Below are 15,140 nucleotides of genomic sequence, written 5' to 3' on the forward strand. Positions count from 1 at the left end.
TCAGGTACTCAGTCACGCCGCTGCCCTCCCGTCTGTCAGCTCGGGGAACTCGTGCACGGTGGCCGGAGCGAGGTAGGCCCCCAGCTCGACCAGGTCCGCGTCCGTGACGTTGAAGGCCCGCGCCCACTCCGGTTCGCGCTGCCCGTCTTCCTTGCCCCAGGCGACACCGGGCGTGTTCTCGCTGATCTCGTGAGCAGCCGCGCCACGTTGCCGAACGCCGTCGCCCAGGACCATGTCCACCTGCACCGGCTCATCGAGGCGCAGCGCCACGCGAGTGGTGAACAGGTGTCGGAAGCCCACGATCTCCTTGCGCGGGTCCTGGACCAGGCCGACGACGGCGTAGCCAGGAGCACGCCCCTGAGAGGTGATCGTCTGGATAGCCCGCGTCGCACGCTCTCGCAGGTTTCGGTCTGACTGGTAGGCAATCAGGTCCGCTAGCTCATCCACGACCAAGACCGTGAACGGCTCACCCGTGCTCCGCGCCCAGAGCCGCCGAACACCCCGGTAACGGGTAGCCCGCTCCTTCACCTCTGTGGCGATTTCTTCAAGCAGGGAAACAGCTTCAGGACCGTTGTCGTAGACGACCTTCTCGAACGCGTCCGGGCACTGACCCAGCTCCATCCCGCCCTTGGGGTCGATCCCAACGAGCCGAACCATGCCGGCCTTGATGGCCGGGGCGAGCTGCCAGACGATCGACCACAACACCGAACCCTTGCCAGCACCAGGAACCCCGACCACGAGGACTTGAGACCCGAGCAGCCTCAGCCGCCAGGGCTTACCGGTCTCCGTGCGACCGACGACCACGCGCTTGAGGTCAACCTCTCCGGGGTCGGCAAGCTGCGGCACGGCGACTGAATGCGCCAACGGGTCAGCGTGGATGAAGTCGAGCTCAAGCACGCGAGGCCTCAGCACCCGCACCCGGCAGGACCGAGCGTTGAACGAGTGCGCCAGGTTCTCCCGCCGCAGCTCCCACTGCTCCGGCGACTGAGCAGGGATCATCCGCACGCGCACCTTGTCCCGCCAGCCCTCCGACCGGATGCGGCGCAGCTTCGGGAGGTACTCCTTCCCGCGGACTTCCTTCGTCAGCTCAGCAAGCCGCACCACGGTCCGCCACTGCGGCACGTACACGGTGAGCCACCGCCATTCGGTCAGCAAGCGGTACCAGCCGTGCCGCAGGAACGAGTCCCGGTCGAGGCCGTACCAGACCGCCAGGGCGCACACGAGCGACAGCAACGCGAGCACCAGCGGCGAGAGACCGAACCGGTAATAGGCGACGTACCCGCCGAGGCCGGCAGTCACCGCGACCGGGTACCGAACGACTAGCACGACCAACCGCGCGGCCAAGCGGACGGCGAGCCACAGCAGGGCAACCGGCGCGAGTACGAGCTTGACCCAACCGGGAAGCCACATCCACCAAGGAACCTGCGGACGTGCACCCTCGAACGGCGCGGGATCGACCCACCGGTTGCCCTTCATCGCACACCGCCAGCGCACTTCAGGCACTGGAAGACGCTGCCCACGCTGGGAATGCGCCCAACAGGCTGGAACGCTCCCGAAGCGGCTGTGTGCTGCGCCCGACAGGTCAGGCATTCGAAGCCCCGAGCCTGTGCGGCCGTGAGTTCCATCGTCTCCAACGAGCCGCCGTCGAGCATCACGGCGTAGCTGGCAACGGTCTGCCTGGTGGAGACCATCCGATCCCCGTCTAGCGCACGGATGCGCTCAGGCTCTACGCTCATCTTGTTCACTCCCGAGTTGGGTGGACAACGCAGGAGCGGCGAGGTTGGTAGCCGGGTTCCGCTCCTGCGTCTCATGTTCTCTTTGCACCGCAACAAGATGTGCGGCATCGCCACGTGACCCAGCAGAGTCACGCGCTCTGTCCAATAAGGACTTCTAGCTACTTCTTCGTCGTCTTCGCGACCTTGATCGCCTCCCCCTTCTCGCGCTCACGGTTGGCCCAGTACATGGCCTCGTGGTGGTGGCTGCGATCGGTCTCAGCGATCCGCGCATAGATGGCGGCCGAGCGGAGGTAGTAGTCCTTCAGCACGGCGGGCGCGGACTTGGGATTGGGGAGGAGCTTGCTCAGCACGTCGTGCGCTTCGCTCAGCGTCCGGGCCTGCTCAGCGAGGCCCCAGTGCATCGCCTCAACCGCGGACATCAGGATCTCCCTCCGCGAGGGCGTGCCGGCCTTCCTGGCTACCGAGGTGATCCGCCAGCTTCGAAGCCTCACGCGACAACTCCCGACAGAACCTCATCAGCACGTCCGAACCGCCGGGGAAGGGCGGGAGCTGGATCGCGATGTTGACCGGGTCGAGGTAGATGGCCAATGCCGGAACCTCAGGCGTCACGCGGATCATGGCCGCGCCCGCGTCCTGCCCAGGCGTGCAGGTGGCGTTGAACCCCATCACTGACCACCCCGCGACGCATCAAGAGCCGTCTGCCCCTCAGCGACAGCCTCAGCAAGGCGAGGCAGTGCTTCCGCGTCAACCACGAGCACGGCCGGAAACGCGTTGCCCAGCCGGAACTCAACCCGTCCAGCGAAGACGAGCGGTTCCACCCGGATCGGCAGGTTCGCCGTCAGGTGCAGACGCATCAAGTCGGGCACGGATCACGCCGCCTTGGGTGCGGACTTAGCCGCGACAGCCGACTTCATGCCGGTGGCACGCAGGCTGTAGCCCAGCTTCGCCCGGCAGCGGTGACGTTCACCGACGTGGCCACCACGGCAGCCCTTGTCATCGATCCACGGCGTCACCGTCAGGCCCTCGAACATCGCCGGGCGGATATCCGTACCCGGAATCGCCTCTGGCGGCACCGGCTGGTGGGGTGCCGAGATCTTGACCGTGACCGCAGCGTCCGCCTTGCGCTCCGCAGCCTGGTCGATCACCAGGACGGACCACACGAGCTGACCGTTCTCCTTGTCCTTCTCCTGCTCGACGGGGAGGCCCTTGGCGCGGTCCTCCGCCGACTGGAACTTGAGCACCGGCTCGACGCCCATCACGAGTGCGCCCCTCGGGAACACGAAGTCGTGACCCGCCGGGAGCCTGCTCCCACCTGTGATCGCCATCGTCGTTCTCCTGACGTTTGTGCCGGTCGGGGCCACTCCCCGACATCTCGACACCTACGACTTTCGACGAATCGAGAGGACGTCAACACCACACAACGGGACAACTACAGACGTCTTCGCTACATTGAAGTCGTCCCTAGTTGTACGGAGGGTGGGTCATGCCGAACCAACGCCTGCGGAATGCGTTGCTGCGCAACACTTTGGGCTTCGATGAAGTCGCCAAGGCAACCGGCGTAGACCCGAAGACCGTCGAACGGTGGATCACGCAGGACCGGACGCCGTACCCACGTCACCGGCACGCCATCGCCGCGATGGTCCGCGAGTCGGAGACCTACCTCTGGCCGGACGCCGTAGCGCCGGAGAAGAAGAAAGAGATCAACGAGTCGGAGGTCGTGCAGGTCTACGCGCACCGCCACGCTGTATCGCACGACATCTGGGGGCACCTGATCGAGCAGTCGAAGATCAGTATCTCGATCCTGGTCTACGCCGGCATGTTCCTCGTGGACAACCCAGCCTTGATCAGGACGCTTCGCCAAAAGGCGGAGAGCGGCGTCCGGATCCGGTTGCTGCTCGGGGACCCAGCGAGCAGGGAGGTCGCGCGCCGCAGCGAAGAAGAGGGCATCGGCAAGACGACGCTTGGCGCGAAGATCCGGAACGCCCTCGCGGTCTACAAACCGTTGGCCGAGGTGCCCGGCGTGGAGATCCGCGTGCACGGGACGACGCTCTACAACTCGATCTACCGCTTCGATGACGAGATGCTCGTGAACACGCACGTGCACGGCTTCATGGCAGCTCACGCACCGGTCCTTCACCTACGGCGATTGTCCGGGGGCGACCTGTTCGAGACGTACGCCGAGAGCTTCCAGGGCGTCTGGGATGGCGCGAAGCCGCCGAAGTGGTAGGCAGGTAGGCATGGCTCGCACTGATCACTACAACGACCCGAACGCTCCCAAGGCGACCAACATCGTCGTGGCGGTGACGGCGTTCGTGCAGGACGAGCACGGCCGGCTCTTGATGATCCGGCGGACTGACAACGACCTGTACTCGATCCCAGGCGGTGCGCAGGACGTCGGGGAGACCATCGGCCACACCGTCATCCGCGAGATCAAGGAAGAGACCGGGATCGACGTCGAGCCCGTCGACATCATCGGCGTGTATTCCGACCCCGCGCACGTCATCGCCTACACGGACGGCGAGGTGCGGCAGCAGTTCTCCATCTGCTTCCGGGCGCGGCTGATCGGTGGCGAACTGCGAACTAGCGACGAGTCCAGCGAAGTTCATTGGGTAAGCCGCGGAGACCTTGACGCGCTCAACATCCACCCGTCCATCCGGTTGCGGATCGAGCACGGGTTCGAAGAGCGGTCGACGCCCTACTTCACGGTGTAGTCGACTCCCGCTGCGCGTAGCCGTTCCTCAGTGCGCTCGACCGCAGCTACCAACTCAGGCTTCGCCTGCCGGATAAAGAAGGTCACTAGACCTTCCGGGCCATACCTCTTCTGAATCTCTTCAATTCGGTCATGCACGTTCGTAGGCAGACCATCAGGCGCAGTAGACATGTCTGACCACCACAAAGCATCACGCAGAACAGTTCTTTCGTCCCTCCACCTTGCAATCTCAGCACTAAGCCCACGAAGTTCCGCCTCGCGATAGCTACATGAATGATGTGCGACCAGGCCACAGAGACGTTGCGACGCACCTACACTTGAAAGAAAACTCGCTCCATCCAGGGGATGAAATCCGGTGCGCGCAAGATCTGGCGCATACCCGATATCATGCAGAATCGCAGCGGACACAAGAAGATCCCGTTCCTCCGGCATCAGGATCCCGACCGCTTGGCGGGCACACTTCGCTACTCCTTGAACATGAGCCCAACGCCGAGGCAAGGGCCCTTCCAGATGACGACGAGCTAGCTCAAGAGCCTCCGAGGGCAGCATCGACACGCTCTCATTTTACCCGAGCACCTAAGAGGCGGCCGCCTCTACTGCGTTAGCTTATTGAAGACCGAATGCAGCAGGCCGCCGAAATTCGTGCACGATCCCGTCTCGATCATCTCCTTTACCAGAACCTCTAGGTCATCGTCGCTCAGAGGCGTAATGAAACCCCTGTTATCGCGAGCTGTATCGCGACAAGATTCAAACAACTTACCCTTGTCTTTACAATCACGAAAAACAAGGATGCCGTAAACCCCTCTTGACGGAGAAAAGCGACCGGCAAGCTGGTCGTACTCCGGGTTGCCGAGCTCCTTCGAGTAGTTCTTACACTCTACAACAACGTTCGCGGCAGGATGATGCTGCGATAGCCAATAGAAGAATCCGTCCCGAGACGTGTTCGTGTATGAGATATCAAGGATCTTTCGACCATCGTGTATGCGCTGCTGGCGAACCGGGTGCACCAGATGCTCATTAAACAGGGCATTAAAGAGCGCCTCAACCCGCCTCTCATACGGGGTGGCCGCCGCATTTCCCTTCGGGGTCTTTCTAACTTCAGCCAGCAGGCTCGCATAGTCCGGCGTCGGCGGAGCCCCCGAGGCATCAGCAAGGTCCTCGTGCGAGATGACCCTAGGGGGATTGTCACGCTTAACTCTCTTAAAACGCGCAAGCAGGTCCGGATTACTCATCGTGCCATCCGTATTAACCCGTTTGAAAATTCCCGGAGTGCCATCCGCATGCTTCTCGCGATATTTGGCCTCCACTTCCTTCTTTAGAGCTTTTACTTCCCCCTGCCGTGTGACATACGTCAGAGGCGACCGCTTACGAATCTCCTCGTCCCTCAGATACTCCAAAACGTAATGGGTGTAGTACTCGCCTGGGTTACAGTGCAGTTTACGCCTGACAATGAACTTTGGAACAAGCAGGAGAGGAGAACCAGCAGGCATCGGAAGACTAAAGGACTCCTGCTTCCACTTTCTTTCACTTACATCCCAACAAGGAGGAACGACCACGCCTCGCTCCATCGGAATGCCGTAGAAATTGCAGGCCTCTTGAGTATACTCGATCAGTTGCCGTCGAATTACGTTCGTAGTTACATCCGAGATTCTGTCCTCAGCGACACCCTCAATAAGCAAAGCAGTGTCTTCCAAATCCGAAATCAAGCCTGATTTCACCGCCTGGCTTGATGAGATTTCTGCAAAGAACTTCTCGGCCAGCCCGTCCCCAACCCCACTCCCCTTAGAGATGGAGGAGTATCCAAGGTGCGTAGAGTTGTCTTCATTCAGACGAGACAGAAGACGAAGCGCCAGGGCATTGTCACCAGAAGTAATAGCGTCGAGCACAGTCTGAAAAAAGTGCTGAATGGCGGCCGCACAACTTTTCGCCCAAGGATCCGGACTTGCAGCCAGCGCTGCGGGATCGATGAACAGAGGTATGTCGCGGCTGATATCCACGTCAACAAAGTCAAATGTGCCCTGAGAGCCGACAAGATCGTACCTCTGCGAAACCCGCATACGCTAGGTCACCTAGCCCTTCTCGCCCCGACCGCCTCGTACCGCACTGATCGGCTCCAACGGTCGTCCCGTTACCCACCCTGTCGACTCTGCCGAATTCAGCTCTACAGGATCAAGGCCGCCGCTGGCGGCGCGTCCCGCGCGTACGGCGAACACCTTCCATCCCGGCACTCCCGGCATCCGCTTCGCTCCGCCGGTCGGCCGGGCGGCGCTGCGCACCGCTACTCCGGCCTCACACCAACCGACGAGCCTGCCCATAGAGCCATGCGGGCCCGCAGCTCCCCACGAGCGCCAGCATGGTCGCCGCTGACGTGCTGAGCCCGGCGCTCGACTGCCGCGACGGCTCCGCCGCCTTGCCACCGTCAACTACTAGCCGACTCCGCGTCATCAGGGCGCTTAGTACGACGGAGACGACCAGTCAACCGACTCCACGTCGTACGCGCTTGCCTACCAGTGACAGGCTCAGCGAGCAGATGCGAACCCGCACGTTGGTCGTCGACGTCAGTCTGCAACTCCTGGCGGACTGCAACCAAAAACTTCTCCCGGAAGGGGGTAGTTGCCATTGTCCGGCCTGCCTCGACGTACAGGGTTGTAGCAGCGTCGCGGACCGGCTGTGAAGCAACAATGTCGATGTCTTGCAGTGCTGTAGTAAGTCGTCTGAATGGCTCATTCGCAGCATTGCGGGCCTCGTGCCAACGTTCCCACGCAACCGCTTTCTCCACAGCGGTGTCGACCTCACTACGGCGCTTCCAGCTCGTGTTACGAAGCGGCTCCCACTCCGTGAACGCCGTGAGGAAGGTCGTATAGACGCCACGACGGTCGTCGCGGAAGTGGCCAAGCCGACGCTCGGCCGTCTCAAGACGGAAGAGCCGGCGGGTGTTCCGTCCTTGAACAAGGGAGCCGAGAACCGCACCTCCCACACCACCCAGGACGCCCGCAGATGCGGGGATGGCAAGCTCCCACCACTGAGCCAAGAGTGGCTCCTTCCGCTCGTAGGTTCTGCCAGCCATCGCTTGCTGCCAGGTTGCGGCCGCCTAGCGAGGACGCCGGATGAGATACGAGTGTCCCCGTCCTAGGGTTCCAGCTGCCCTCGACACGCGAGCATGACAACGGCCAGCGATGCCGCGTCAAGGCTGGAACGAGTACCTTGACCCGACACCACTGGCCGCGTGATCGGCTTGGGGTCGAGATGAAGCGGGAGAAGTGGCCGCGCACGGACCACGGACTCCTCACGGACTGGCTATGCCAAGCGTCCCAACGGATGCAGGCGAACCCACAGGTCAGCGGGCATGAGCCGCAGAGCAGCCCACTTGCCTTCCTAAACCGTGTGTCGCAGGTTCGAATCCTGCCTGGGGCACCACCTTTCGCCGGGTGAAATCAAGCTCTGACCAGCGGCAACGCGGTCGGAGCTTGATCTTTTCCCACCGAAGACTGATCACCTCACCTGCGACCGCACGAATTCGACGTACGGCTCATAGGCCGAAACATCCCGCCCAGGCTCATAAGTGCTGAGGTAGTAGTAGTCGGCCATGATGTTGGCCTGCTGCTCCGAGTTGAACTCCTCGAACGTCTTCCCCCGCAGCCCCTTGACCCCGCCGTAGTCGTAGAGCCCCTTCACGAAGAACCCGGCGAACGCCGTCGGCAGCAGGCTGAGGACGCTGCGGCCGTGCTGGTACTGGTAGGCGTGGGTCAGTTCGTGGACCAGCCAGCGCTCGTAACGGGCCTGGTTCTGCGGCGAGGTGAGGATTCCCCTGGGGAACGTCACGAGGCGGGGCAGGGTGCGGGCGACACCGAAGGCGCCGAGGAGGCCGCCTTCGGCGAGGGTGAGGGCGCTGATGTCGAGGGCGTCGCCGAAGACCTTGCGCGCGATGTCGGCTTCGCGGGACGCAAGAGCGCGGCGGAACACAGGGCGGAACACCACGGCGGCTCCCCTGCTGGGCGGATGGAAGATCGTGGTCATGCGCGGTGGTAGCGGACCTCGTCGAGCACGGCGTCGCCGAGGGTTTCGCGGCGGGTGGTGCCGTCGGGGGTGAAGCCGAGGCGTTCGTAGAAGCGGCGGGCGCGCTGGTTGCCGGCGAGGACCCAGACGATGGTGTCCGGGAGGCCTTCCAGTGCTGCGGCGGCCAAGGGGTGAGCGAGGCCGGTGCCCTGGGCGGACTCCAGGAAGTAGATCGCGTACAGCTCGTGGGTGGCGTCCGGTTCGCGGGACGGGCCGACGCTCGCGAAGCCCACCACCTCGTCGTCGGCCAAGGCGACCCAGACGGTGCCGGAGGGGATCAGGCGTTCCCACATGGAGGTGCGCGACTCCACGGACAGGGCGTCGAGGACGTCGTCGGGCATGTGGCCGCGGTAGGTGGTCCGCCACGAGTCGACGTGGACGGCGGCGACGGCGGGTGCGTCGGAGACCACGGCTTTGCGGATTGTCATCGGTGCCCCCAGTGGCGTGATCGGATCATCGTCGACGCGGGTCGCGGCATTGACGATGCCCTCGCTTTGTACTACCTGAAGGCGAGGTGGTCGCCATCGGCACGGACGGGCTCCGCGAGGCTGTGACACAACCCTGACAAATCCCCTACCGGGTCCGGACAAAGTGCCGGGACCGTTGGGGGTGTGAACGTCCACTGGAAACGATGGCTGGTGGTCTCGGGGGCCGCTGCGGTCATCGCGGCGGGCGTCGTCGTCTGGGGGTCCTACGCACGGCTTGAGGGCAACCTCCAGACCGTCGACCTCGCCGAGGAGCTCAGCGGCAATGCCCGGCCGCCGCGACCCACGCAGACGCCGTCGACGCCGGGCAGGCCGCTCAACGTCCTTCTCATCGGCAGGGACGACGGGCGGTCCGACACCGCCATGGTCGTGCGGCTGAACGCCAGGGGCGACGCGGCCAGGGTGATCAGCATCCCGCGCGACACGATGGTGCCGCGGCCGCGGTGCGGTGACCACCCGCCGGCGCGCATCGCCATGTTCAACAGCGCCTTCTCCACGGGTGGGGCGGCGTGCACGGTCGCGACGGTCGAGCAGATGAGCAATCTGCGGATGGACCATTTCGTGCAGATCGACTTCAACGGTTTCCGCGACGTGGTCGACCGCCTCGGCGGAGTCGACATCACGTTGCCCGAGGCGATCGACGACGACAAGAGCGGACTGCGCGTTCCGGCCGGGCCGAACAGGTTGAGCGGAACCCAAGCACTCGCATTCGTGCGGACCCGGTACAGCATCGGGGACGGAAGCGACCTGAACCGGATAAAGAACCAGCAGCTTTTCCTGACCGCACTCAGTCAGAAACTCGCGAACGAGAACTGGCTCGGCAGCCCGCAGCGGACGTTCGAGCTCGCCGACGTCATGACGAGGTCGATCGTGACGGACGCGGAGCTCGGATCGATCAGCGCGCTGGCGGGCCTCGCCGGCAAGCTCACGGCGTTGCGACCGGGGAGCATCGGCTACGTGACGCTGCCGGTCGAGCAGTACCTGCCCGACCCCAACCGAGTCCAGCCGAAGCAGCCGGAGGCCGACGCGCTCTGGACGGCCGCCTGACTAGCAGGCAGCACCCTGCCACTCACTCGGTCGAGGCCACGGCTGAGGAGACCCCCAGCGCTCCTCAGCCGTGGAAGATCTTCCCCAGCCAGCCGCTACCACTGTGACGGTCTCCCGGTCTCGTGAAAGGACGTGCGGTCGAGGTTGTCAGACCATCTCGTTAGGGTGGGTTCGGAAGGGCCCGTCCGGCGCGTGCGCCGCAGCTCAGGCGGGTGGTGTGCGTTTTCCGGTCCGGACGAGGTGGAGGGCGATTGGGACCCCGTGGCGTCTTCGCGGAGCGCTTCGCGCTGCTGTACGCGGAGGCAGGTGACCCGCCGCTGAAGCGGGTCACGGAGTCGGTGACCCGTGCCCGCCGGACGGACGAACAGGGCAGACCGGTCCGCGTGCCGGCGCAGCGGGTCAGCGACTGGCGGCGCGGGCGGAACGTGCCGGCGAGGTTCAGCGGGTTGAGCGCCGTGCTGGAGGTCCTCACCGGCGAGGCGCGCAAGCGCCGGCCGCAGCCCGCGGTCGACGGGCTCTACGACGTCGAGGTCTGGCGCACGCTCTGGGAGGAGGCGCTCGCCAGCCCGGTGGGTGACGCGGACACACCCCCTCAGGACGAAAACGCGGTGTGCCCTTACATGGGTCTCAGCGCATTCGGACCGCAGGACACGAATTGGTTCTTCGGACGGGAAAGAGCGACGAACGCACTTCTCGCCCGGATGAACGACAACGGCCTGACAATGCTCGTCGGCGCGTCGGGTGCCGGTAAGTCGAGCCTGATCAAAGCGGGCGTGCTGCCCCGTCTCCGCAAAGAGGCGGTGGTGATTTCCCCCGGCACCGATCCGTTGAAGGAGCTCGCGCTCCAGCTGCCGGAACTGATAGCGGTGCTCGAAGCCGCCGCCGACTCGGACGCGCTGGTCGAGTTCGCGCAGGAGGTGCAGATCGCGGTCGGCGAGCGGGTGGTGGTCGTCGACCAGTTCGAGGAGGCGTTCACGCTCGGCGGCGACGCGAACCGGCTGCGGGTCTTCGTGCAGGCCCTGCACGCGGCCGCGCAGAAGACGGCGGTCGTGCTGGGCGTGCGGGCCGACTTCTACGCCCGCTGCCTCGACTTCCCCGAGCTCGCCGAGGCGCTGCAGAGCAACCAGATGGTGCTCGGCGCGATGTCGGCGGCCGAGGTGCGCGACGCGGTCACGAACCCGGCGAAGGCCGCAGGGTTGCAGCTCGAAGCGGGCCTGGTCGACCTCATGCTGCGCGACCTGGGCGCCCAGAACCGGCGCGGCAAGGACGCCTACGACGCGGGGGCGTTGCCGCTGCTCAGCCACGCCCTGCTGGTCACCTGGCAGCGCCGGCAGGCAGGCCGGCTCACGATCGCGGGCTACCGGGCGGCCGGCGGCATCCAGGGTGCCGTCGCCACGACGGCCGAACGGGCCTGGGCCGACCTCGACGACCCGGGCCAGCAGGCGGCGAAGCAGCTGCTCCTGCGCCTGGTCAGGGTCGGCGACGACACCCAGGACACCCGGCGCCGCTCCAGCCGCCACGGCCTGCTGGAGGCGAGCACGAACCTGCCGGCGACCGAACGCGCGCTGGAGGTGCTGGCCAGGGCCCGGCTGATCACGCTCGACGCCGGCAGCGTGGAGATCACGCACGAGGCGCTGCTGCACGCGTGGCCGCGGCTGCGCGGCTGGATCGACGAGGACCGCGCGGGCAACCTGACCCGGCAGCGGCTGGAGGAGGACGCGGCCACCTGGTCCGCGCACGACCGCGACTCGTCGATGCTCTACCGCGGGGCCAGGCTGGAGGGCGTGCGGCAGCAGCGGAACGTCACCGTGCTCGCCAGGGAGTTCGTGCGCACGTCGGAGCGCCAGCACCGCAAGAGCACCTGGCTGCGCCGCAGTGCCGTCGCGCTGGTGGCGGTGTTCGCGCTGATCGCGGCGGGTGCGGCGGTGATCAGCGTGCAGCAGCGCAACGACGCCCAGTACCGCCAGGTCGTGGCGGAGGCGGACCGGCTGGCGACGACGGACGTGTCGTTGTCGGCGCAGCTGCTGCTCGTGGCGCACCGGATGCGCCCGGACGACCAGGCGGTGGCCGCGAAGGTGCTCGCCACCCAGCAGGTGCCGCTCGCGGTGCCGGTGCTCGGGCACACCGGCGCGGTCTACCTGACGACGTTCAGCCCGGACGGCACGCTCCTCGCGACCGCGAGCTACGACCGCACCGCGCGGCTGTGGGACGTCCGGGACCGCAGCCGCCCACGGCAGGTCGCGGTCATCAGCGGGCACGAGGACTGGCTGAGCTCCGCGGTCTTCTCCCCCGACGGCAAGGTGCTCGCGACGACCGGCCAGGACGCGACGATCCGGCTCTGGGACGTGGCGGACCCCGGCTCGCCCCAGGCGCTCAAGACGATCGAGACCGGCAACGGCCCCACCTACCTGCTGGAGTTCAGCCCCGACGGCAGGCTGCTCGCGGCGGCGAACGAGGACCGGTCGGCGCGGCTGTGGGACGTGAGCAGTCCCGCGAACGCCAAACCCGTCGGGGAACCGCTGCGCGACCACAGCGCCGCGGTGCGCTCGCTCGCGTTCAGCCCGGACGGCAGGACGCTGGCCACCGCCGGCGACGACTCCACGATCCGGCTGTGGGACGTGGCCACCGGGACCAGGACCGGCAAGCCGCTGACCGGCCACCGCGACGGCATCCACTCGATGGCGTTCAGCGGCGACGGGAAGCTCCTCGCGAGCGGCTCCGAGGACAAGACGGTGCGGCTGTGGGACCCGGCCACGCAGGAACCGGTCGGCCTGCCGCTCGCCGGGCACACCGAGGCCGTGTGGTCGGTGAAGTTCAGCCCCGCCGAGCCCGTGCTCGCCTCCGCGGGCGCCGACGCGACCGCGCGCCTGTGGAACATCAGCGACCCCGCGGTGCCGAACCCGCTCGGGCGCCCGCTCACCGGGCGCGGCGGGTCCCTGTTCGCCGTCGGGTTCAGCGGGGACGGCGCCACGCTCGCCACGGGGTCGCAGGAGAGCGGCGCGAACCTGTGGTCGTTGCCGCGCGAGTGGTTGCTCGGCCACACCGCGCGGGTGGGCGAGCCGTCGTTCCGCCCGGACGGCCGGCTCCTGGCGACCGGGTCCGCGGACAAGACGGTGCGGCTGTGGGACCTGTCCGACCAGCACCACCCGAAACCGGCGGGACCACCGCTGCTGGGCCACGAGCGCTCGGTCGGCCCTCCGGCGTTCCGGCCGGACGGGAAGGTGCTCGTGTCCGCGGCGGGCGACCAGACCGTGCGCCGGTGGGACGTGGCCGACCCGAGCCGCCCGCGGCCGTTGGGCGAACCGGTCCTGCTGCCGACCCGCTTCGCCACGGCCGCGCGGTTCGACCCGGCCGGGACGGTGCTGCTGACCAGCCAGGACGACAACTCGGTGCGGCTGTGGGACGCCGCGGACCCGGCGCACCCCGTGCCGCTGGGCGAACCGCTGACCGGGCACGACGCGTACGTCAACGGCATGGACTTCAGCCCCGACGGCCGCACGGTCGCCACGGCGAGCAGCGACCGGACGGTGCGGCTGTGGGACGTGAGCGACCCGACGCGGGCGCGGCTGATCGGCACGCCGATCCAGGACCCGCAGATCGTGCACAAGGCGGTCTTCACCGCGGACGGGGGCACGCTGATCACCGCGGGGCAGGACCGGGTGATCCGGTTCTACGACGTGCGCGACCGCGAGCACCCGCGGCTGGTGAGCGAGCTGCGGGGGCACACGGGCGTGATCACCACGATCTCGGTCAGCGCGGACGGCCGGCTGCTCGCGAGCAGCAGTGCGGACAAGTCGTTCCGGCTGTGGGACATCAGCGACCCGGCCAAGCCGTTCTTCACCGGTCAGCAGATCACCGGCGACTGGACGTCCGAGCCGTACGTGCGGTTCTCGACGCAGGGCCGGTTGCTGGCCACCGGCAACGCCGACGGCGTGGTGCGGCTGTGGGACCTCGACGTGCCGCACCAGGTCGACCGGATCTGCACGGCCACGCGCGGCGCGCTCACCCCCGCGGTGTGGCAGGAGAAGCTGCCGCAGATGGACTTCAGGGACCCGTGCTGAGCCGGACGGCGTCCTCCACCAGCCCCGCCAGCACGCGCGGCAGCTCGCGCAGGTCCAGATGTCGTTGCACTGCGGCGAGGTTGGCGTCGAGCACGGCGTCGGTGGCGGCGAGCAGACCGTCGAGGTCGGAGGGGTCGAACACGGTGAGGCCGAGCGCGCGGATCTCGTCCAGCACCGGATAAGGCCCTGCCACAACGGGTTTCCGCGCCGCCGCGGCCTCGCAGACGGGCAGCCCCCACCCCTCCCAGGTGGACGGCAGCAGCACGAGGTCGGCGGCAGCGTAGAGGTTGGCCTGGTTCGCGACGCGCCCGCGCAGCACACCTGGGAGCCGGTCCGCAGCAGGGCAGGGAGCGTCGTCGGTGAGCCAGTAGCGGACGTCCGGGCGGCGCGCGGACAGGCGCCGGACGAAGTCGACGGCACCGGGGATGTTCTTGGACGTGCCCTCGACGCGGGCCGGGTGCACCACGAGGTAGTCGCCGGGTGCGGCACCGAGGGTGGCGCGGGTGCCGTCGCGGTCGCCGTGCGCGAGGCCGGCGACGTCGACCCGGTTGTGCACCACCCTGGTGTGCACCGAGGGCCAGCGCGCGCGGAACTCCCGCTCTGTCAACGAGTTGATCAGCACGTGCAGGTGCGCGGGGTGGTGCAGCGGCACGACGTCACCGTCGACCGGCCGCAGCTGGACGCGCTGCCACGCCGGGTCGTGGTGGCGCAGGACCACCGGAACGCGGGCCGCGAGAGCGTGCTCTTCCCACGCCACCGAGGCTTCCGGTGCGCTCCACAGCGATCCGGCGTTGTCGAGCACCACCAGGTCGTGCGTCGCGCAGAGCTCACGGATCAGGGCGTGGTCGACGGGTGGCGGGTCACCGCCGGGCCGGTCGGCCCACAGGCCGCGGACGACGACCCCGGAACCCGAGGCGAAGTGGCCGGCGGCGAGCGTGACGTCCCAGCCGAGCACCGCGAAGGCGTGCGCCCACTTCGCGGCTTCGACGCTGACGCCGTCGAACCCGCCCAGCCGGTGGGAGACGACACAAACACGGCTCACCGC

Annotated in this window: 13 protein-coding genes; 4 read left to right on the forward strand and 9 right to left on the reverse strand. The window is 66.9% G+C overall.

Annotation, left to right across the window (positions count from 1 at the left end):
* Positions 1-12: 12 nt before the first annotated feature.
* The 4 genes from ACZ7CD_RS14325 to ACZ7CD_RS14340 all read right to left on the reverse strand — a co-directional run bounded on the left by ACZ7CD_RS14325 (position 13) and on the right by ACZ7CD_RS14340 (position 2,995).
* On the reverse strand, positions 13-1,476 hold the full coding sequence (locus ACZ7CD_RS14325; RefSeq protein WP_470379021.1) for an FtsK/SpoIIIE domain-containing protein: 1,464 nt from the start codon (positions 1,474-1,476) through the stop codon (positions 13-15).
* Positions 1,477-1,894: 418 nt separating this feature from the next.
* Entirely contained in the window at positions 1,895-2,155 is a 261-nt protein-coding gene (locus ACZ7CD_RS14330; RefSeq protein ID WP_470379022.1) for an AMED_5909 family protein, read from the reverse strand.
* A complete protein-coding gene (locus ACZ7CD_RS14335) occupies positions 2,142-2,402 on the reverse strand; it encodes a hypothetical protein (RefSeq protein ID WP_285642567.1) in 261 nt (86 codons plus the stop codon). Before ACZ7CD_RS14335 ends, ACZ7CD_RS14330 begins: the two co-directional genes overlap by 14 nt.
* Positions 2,403-2,605: 203 nt before the next feature.
* The gene (locus tag ACZ7CD_RS14340) at positions 2,606-2,995 is read right to left on the reverse strand and encodes a plasmid replication, integration and excision activator (protein ID WP_470379023.1); all 390 of its coding nucleotides are present in this window, start codon (positions 2,993-2,995) and stop codon (positions 2,606-2,608) included.
* A gap of 224 nt (positions 2,996-3,219) precedes the next feature.
* Between ACZ7CD_RS14340 and ACZ7CD_RS14345 the strand changes: the two genes are divergently transcribed.
* Together ACZ7CD_RS14345 and ACZ7CD_RS14350 are read left to right on the forward strand one after the other, a co-directional pair.
* Positions 3,220-3,963 carry a DUF5919 domain-containing protein gene (locus ACZ7CD_RS14345; protein WP_470379024.1) on the forward strand — a complete coding sequence of 248 codons (744 nt, stop codon included), beginning with the start codon at positions 3,220-3,222 and terminating at the stop codon, positions 3,961-3,963.
* 10 nt (positions 3,964-3,973) lie between these two features.
* Positions 3,974-4,447, forward strand: coding sequence for an NUDIX hydrolase (locus ACZ7CD_RS14350; protein WP_470379025.1), 474 nt, complete (start codon positions 3,974-3,976; stop codon positions 4,445-4,447).
* Here the strand turns inward: ACZ7CD_RS14350 and ACZ7CD_RS14355 are convergent.
* The 4 genes from ACZ7CD_RS14355 to ACZ7CD_RS14370 all read right to left on the reverse strand — a co-directional run bounded on the left by ACZ7CD_RS14355 (position 4,432) and on the right by ACZ7CD_RS14370 (position 8,930).
* Complete coding sequence (locus ACZ7CD_RS14355) at positions 4,432-4,995, reverse strand: HD domain-containing protein (RefSeq protein ID WP_470379117.1); 564 nt, start codon at positions 4,993-4,995, stop codon at positions 4,432-4,434. The two genes, ACZ7CD_RS14350 and ACZ7CD_RS14355, sit on opposite strands and share 16 nt — an antisense overlap.
* A gap of 44 nt (positions 4,996-5,039) precedes the next feature.
* Entirely contained in the window at positions 5,040-6,443 is a 1,404-nt protein-coding gene (locus tag ACZ7CD_RS14360) for a hypothetical protein (RefSeq protein ID WP_470379026.1), read from the reverse strand.
* A gap of 1,495 nt (positions 6,444-7,938) precedes the next feature.
* On the reverse strand, positions 7,939-8,463 hold the full coding sequence (locus ACZ7CD_RS14365) for a hypothetical protein (RefSeq protein WP_470379027.1): 525 nt from the start codon (positions 8,461-8,463) through the stop codon (positions 7,939-7,941).
* On the reverse strand, positions 8,460-8,930 hold the full coding sequence (locus ACZ7CD_RS14370) for a GNAT family N-acetyltransferase (protein WP_458429496.1): 471 nt from the start codon (positions 8,928-8,930) through the stop codon (positions 8,460-8,462). Before ACZ7CD_RS14370 ends, ACZ7CD_RS14365 begins: the two co-directional genes overlap by 4 nt.
* A 183-nt stretch (positions 8,931-9,113) precedes the next feature.
* Here ACZ7CD_RS14370 and ACZ7CD_RS14375 point away from each other — a divergent pair, with 183 nt between their 5' ends.
* Together ACZ7CD_RS14375 and ACZ7CD_RS14380 are read left to right on the forward strand one after the other, a co-directional pair.
* On the forward strand, positions 9,114-10,034 hold the full coding sequence (locus tag ACZ7CD_RS14375) for an LCP family protein (RefSeq protein WP_470379028.1): 921 nt from the start codon (positions 9,114-9,116) through the stop codon (positions 10,032-10,034).
* Between the two features lie 251 nt (positions 10,035-10,285).
* Positions 10,286-14,095: a WD40 repeat domain-containing protein gene (locus ACZ7CD_RS14380; RefSeq protein WP_470379029.1), complete on the forward strand. Its 3,810-nt coding sequence runs from the start codon at positions 10,286-10,288 to the stop codon at positions 14,093-14,095.
* Here ACZ7CD_RS14380 and ACZ7CD_RS14385 read toward each other — a convergent pair.
* Positions 14,079-15,137, reverse strand: a complete 1,059-nt coding sequence (locus ACZ7CD_RS14385; RefSeq protein ID WP_470379030.1) for a glycosyltransferase family 4 protein — start codon at positions 15,135-15,137, stop codon at positions 14,079-14,081. The genes ACZ7CD_RS14380 and ACZ7CD_RS14385 overlap by 17 nt on opposite strands.
* Positions 15,138-15,140: the final 3 nt, after the last annotated feature.

The organism is Lentzea sp. NPDC036949, from assembly GCF_055608075.1.

What these genes read in the sequence shown, in the direction of transcription:
- ACZ7CD_RS14325 (WP_470379021.1), bottom strand. Translation starts at nt 1,476, where the DNA reads ATGAAGGGCAACCGGTGGGTCGATCCCGCGCCGTTCGAGGGTGCACGT.
- ACZ7CD_RS14330 (WP_470379022.1), bottom strand. Translation starts at nt 2,155, where the DNA reads ATGTCCGCGGTTGAGGCGATGCACTGGGGCCTCGCTGAGCAGGCCCGG.
- ACZ7CD_RS14335 (WP_285642567.1), bottom strand. Translation starts at nt 2,402, where the DNA reads ATGGGGTTCAACGCCACCTGCACGCCTGGGCAGGACGCGGGCGCGGCC.
- ACZ7CD_RS14345 (WP_470379024.1), top strand. Translation starts at nt 3,220, where the DNA reads ATGCCGAACCAACGCCTGCGGAATGCGTTGCTGCGCAACACTTTGGGC.
- ACZ7CD_RS14350 (WP_470379025.1), top strand. Translation starts at nt 3,974, where the DNA reads ATGGCTCGCACTGATCACTACAACGACCCGAACGCTCCCAAGGCGACC.
- ACZ7CD_RS14355 (WP_470379117.1), bottom strand. Translation starts at nt 4,995, where the DNA reads ATGCTGCCCTCGGAGGCTCTTGAGCTAGCTCGTCGTCATCTGGAAGGG.
- ACZ7CD_RS14365 (WP_470379027.1), bottom strand. Translation starts at nt 8,463, where the DNA reads ATGACCACGATCTTCCATCCGCCCAGCAGGGGAGCCGCCGTGGTGTTC.
- ACZ7CD_RS14370 (WP_458429496.1), bottom strand. Translation starts at nt 8,930, where the DNA reads ATGACAATCCGCAAAGCCGTGGTCTCCGACGCACCCGCCGTCGCCGCC.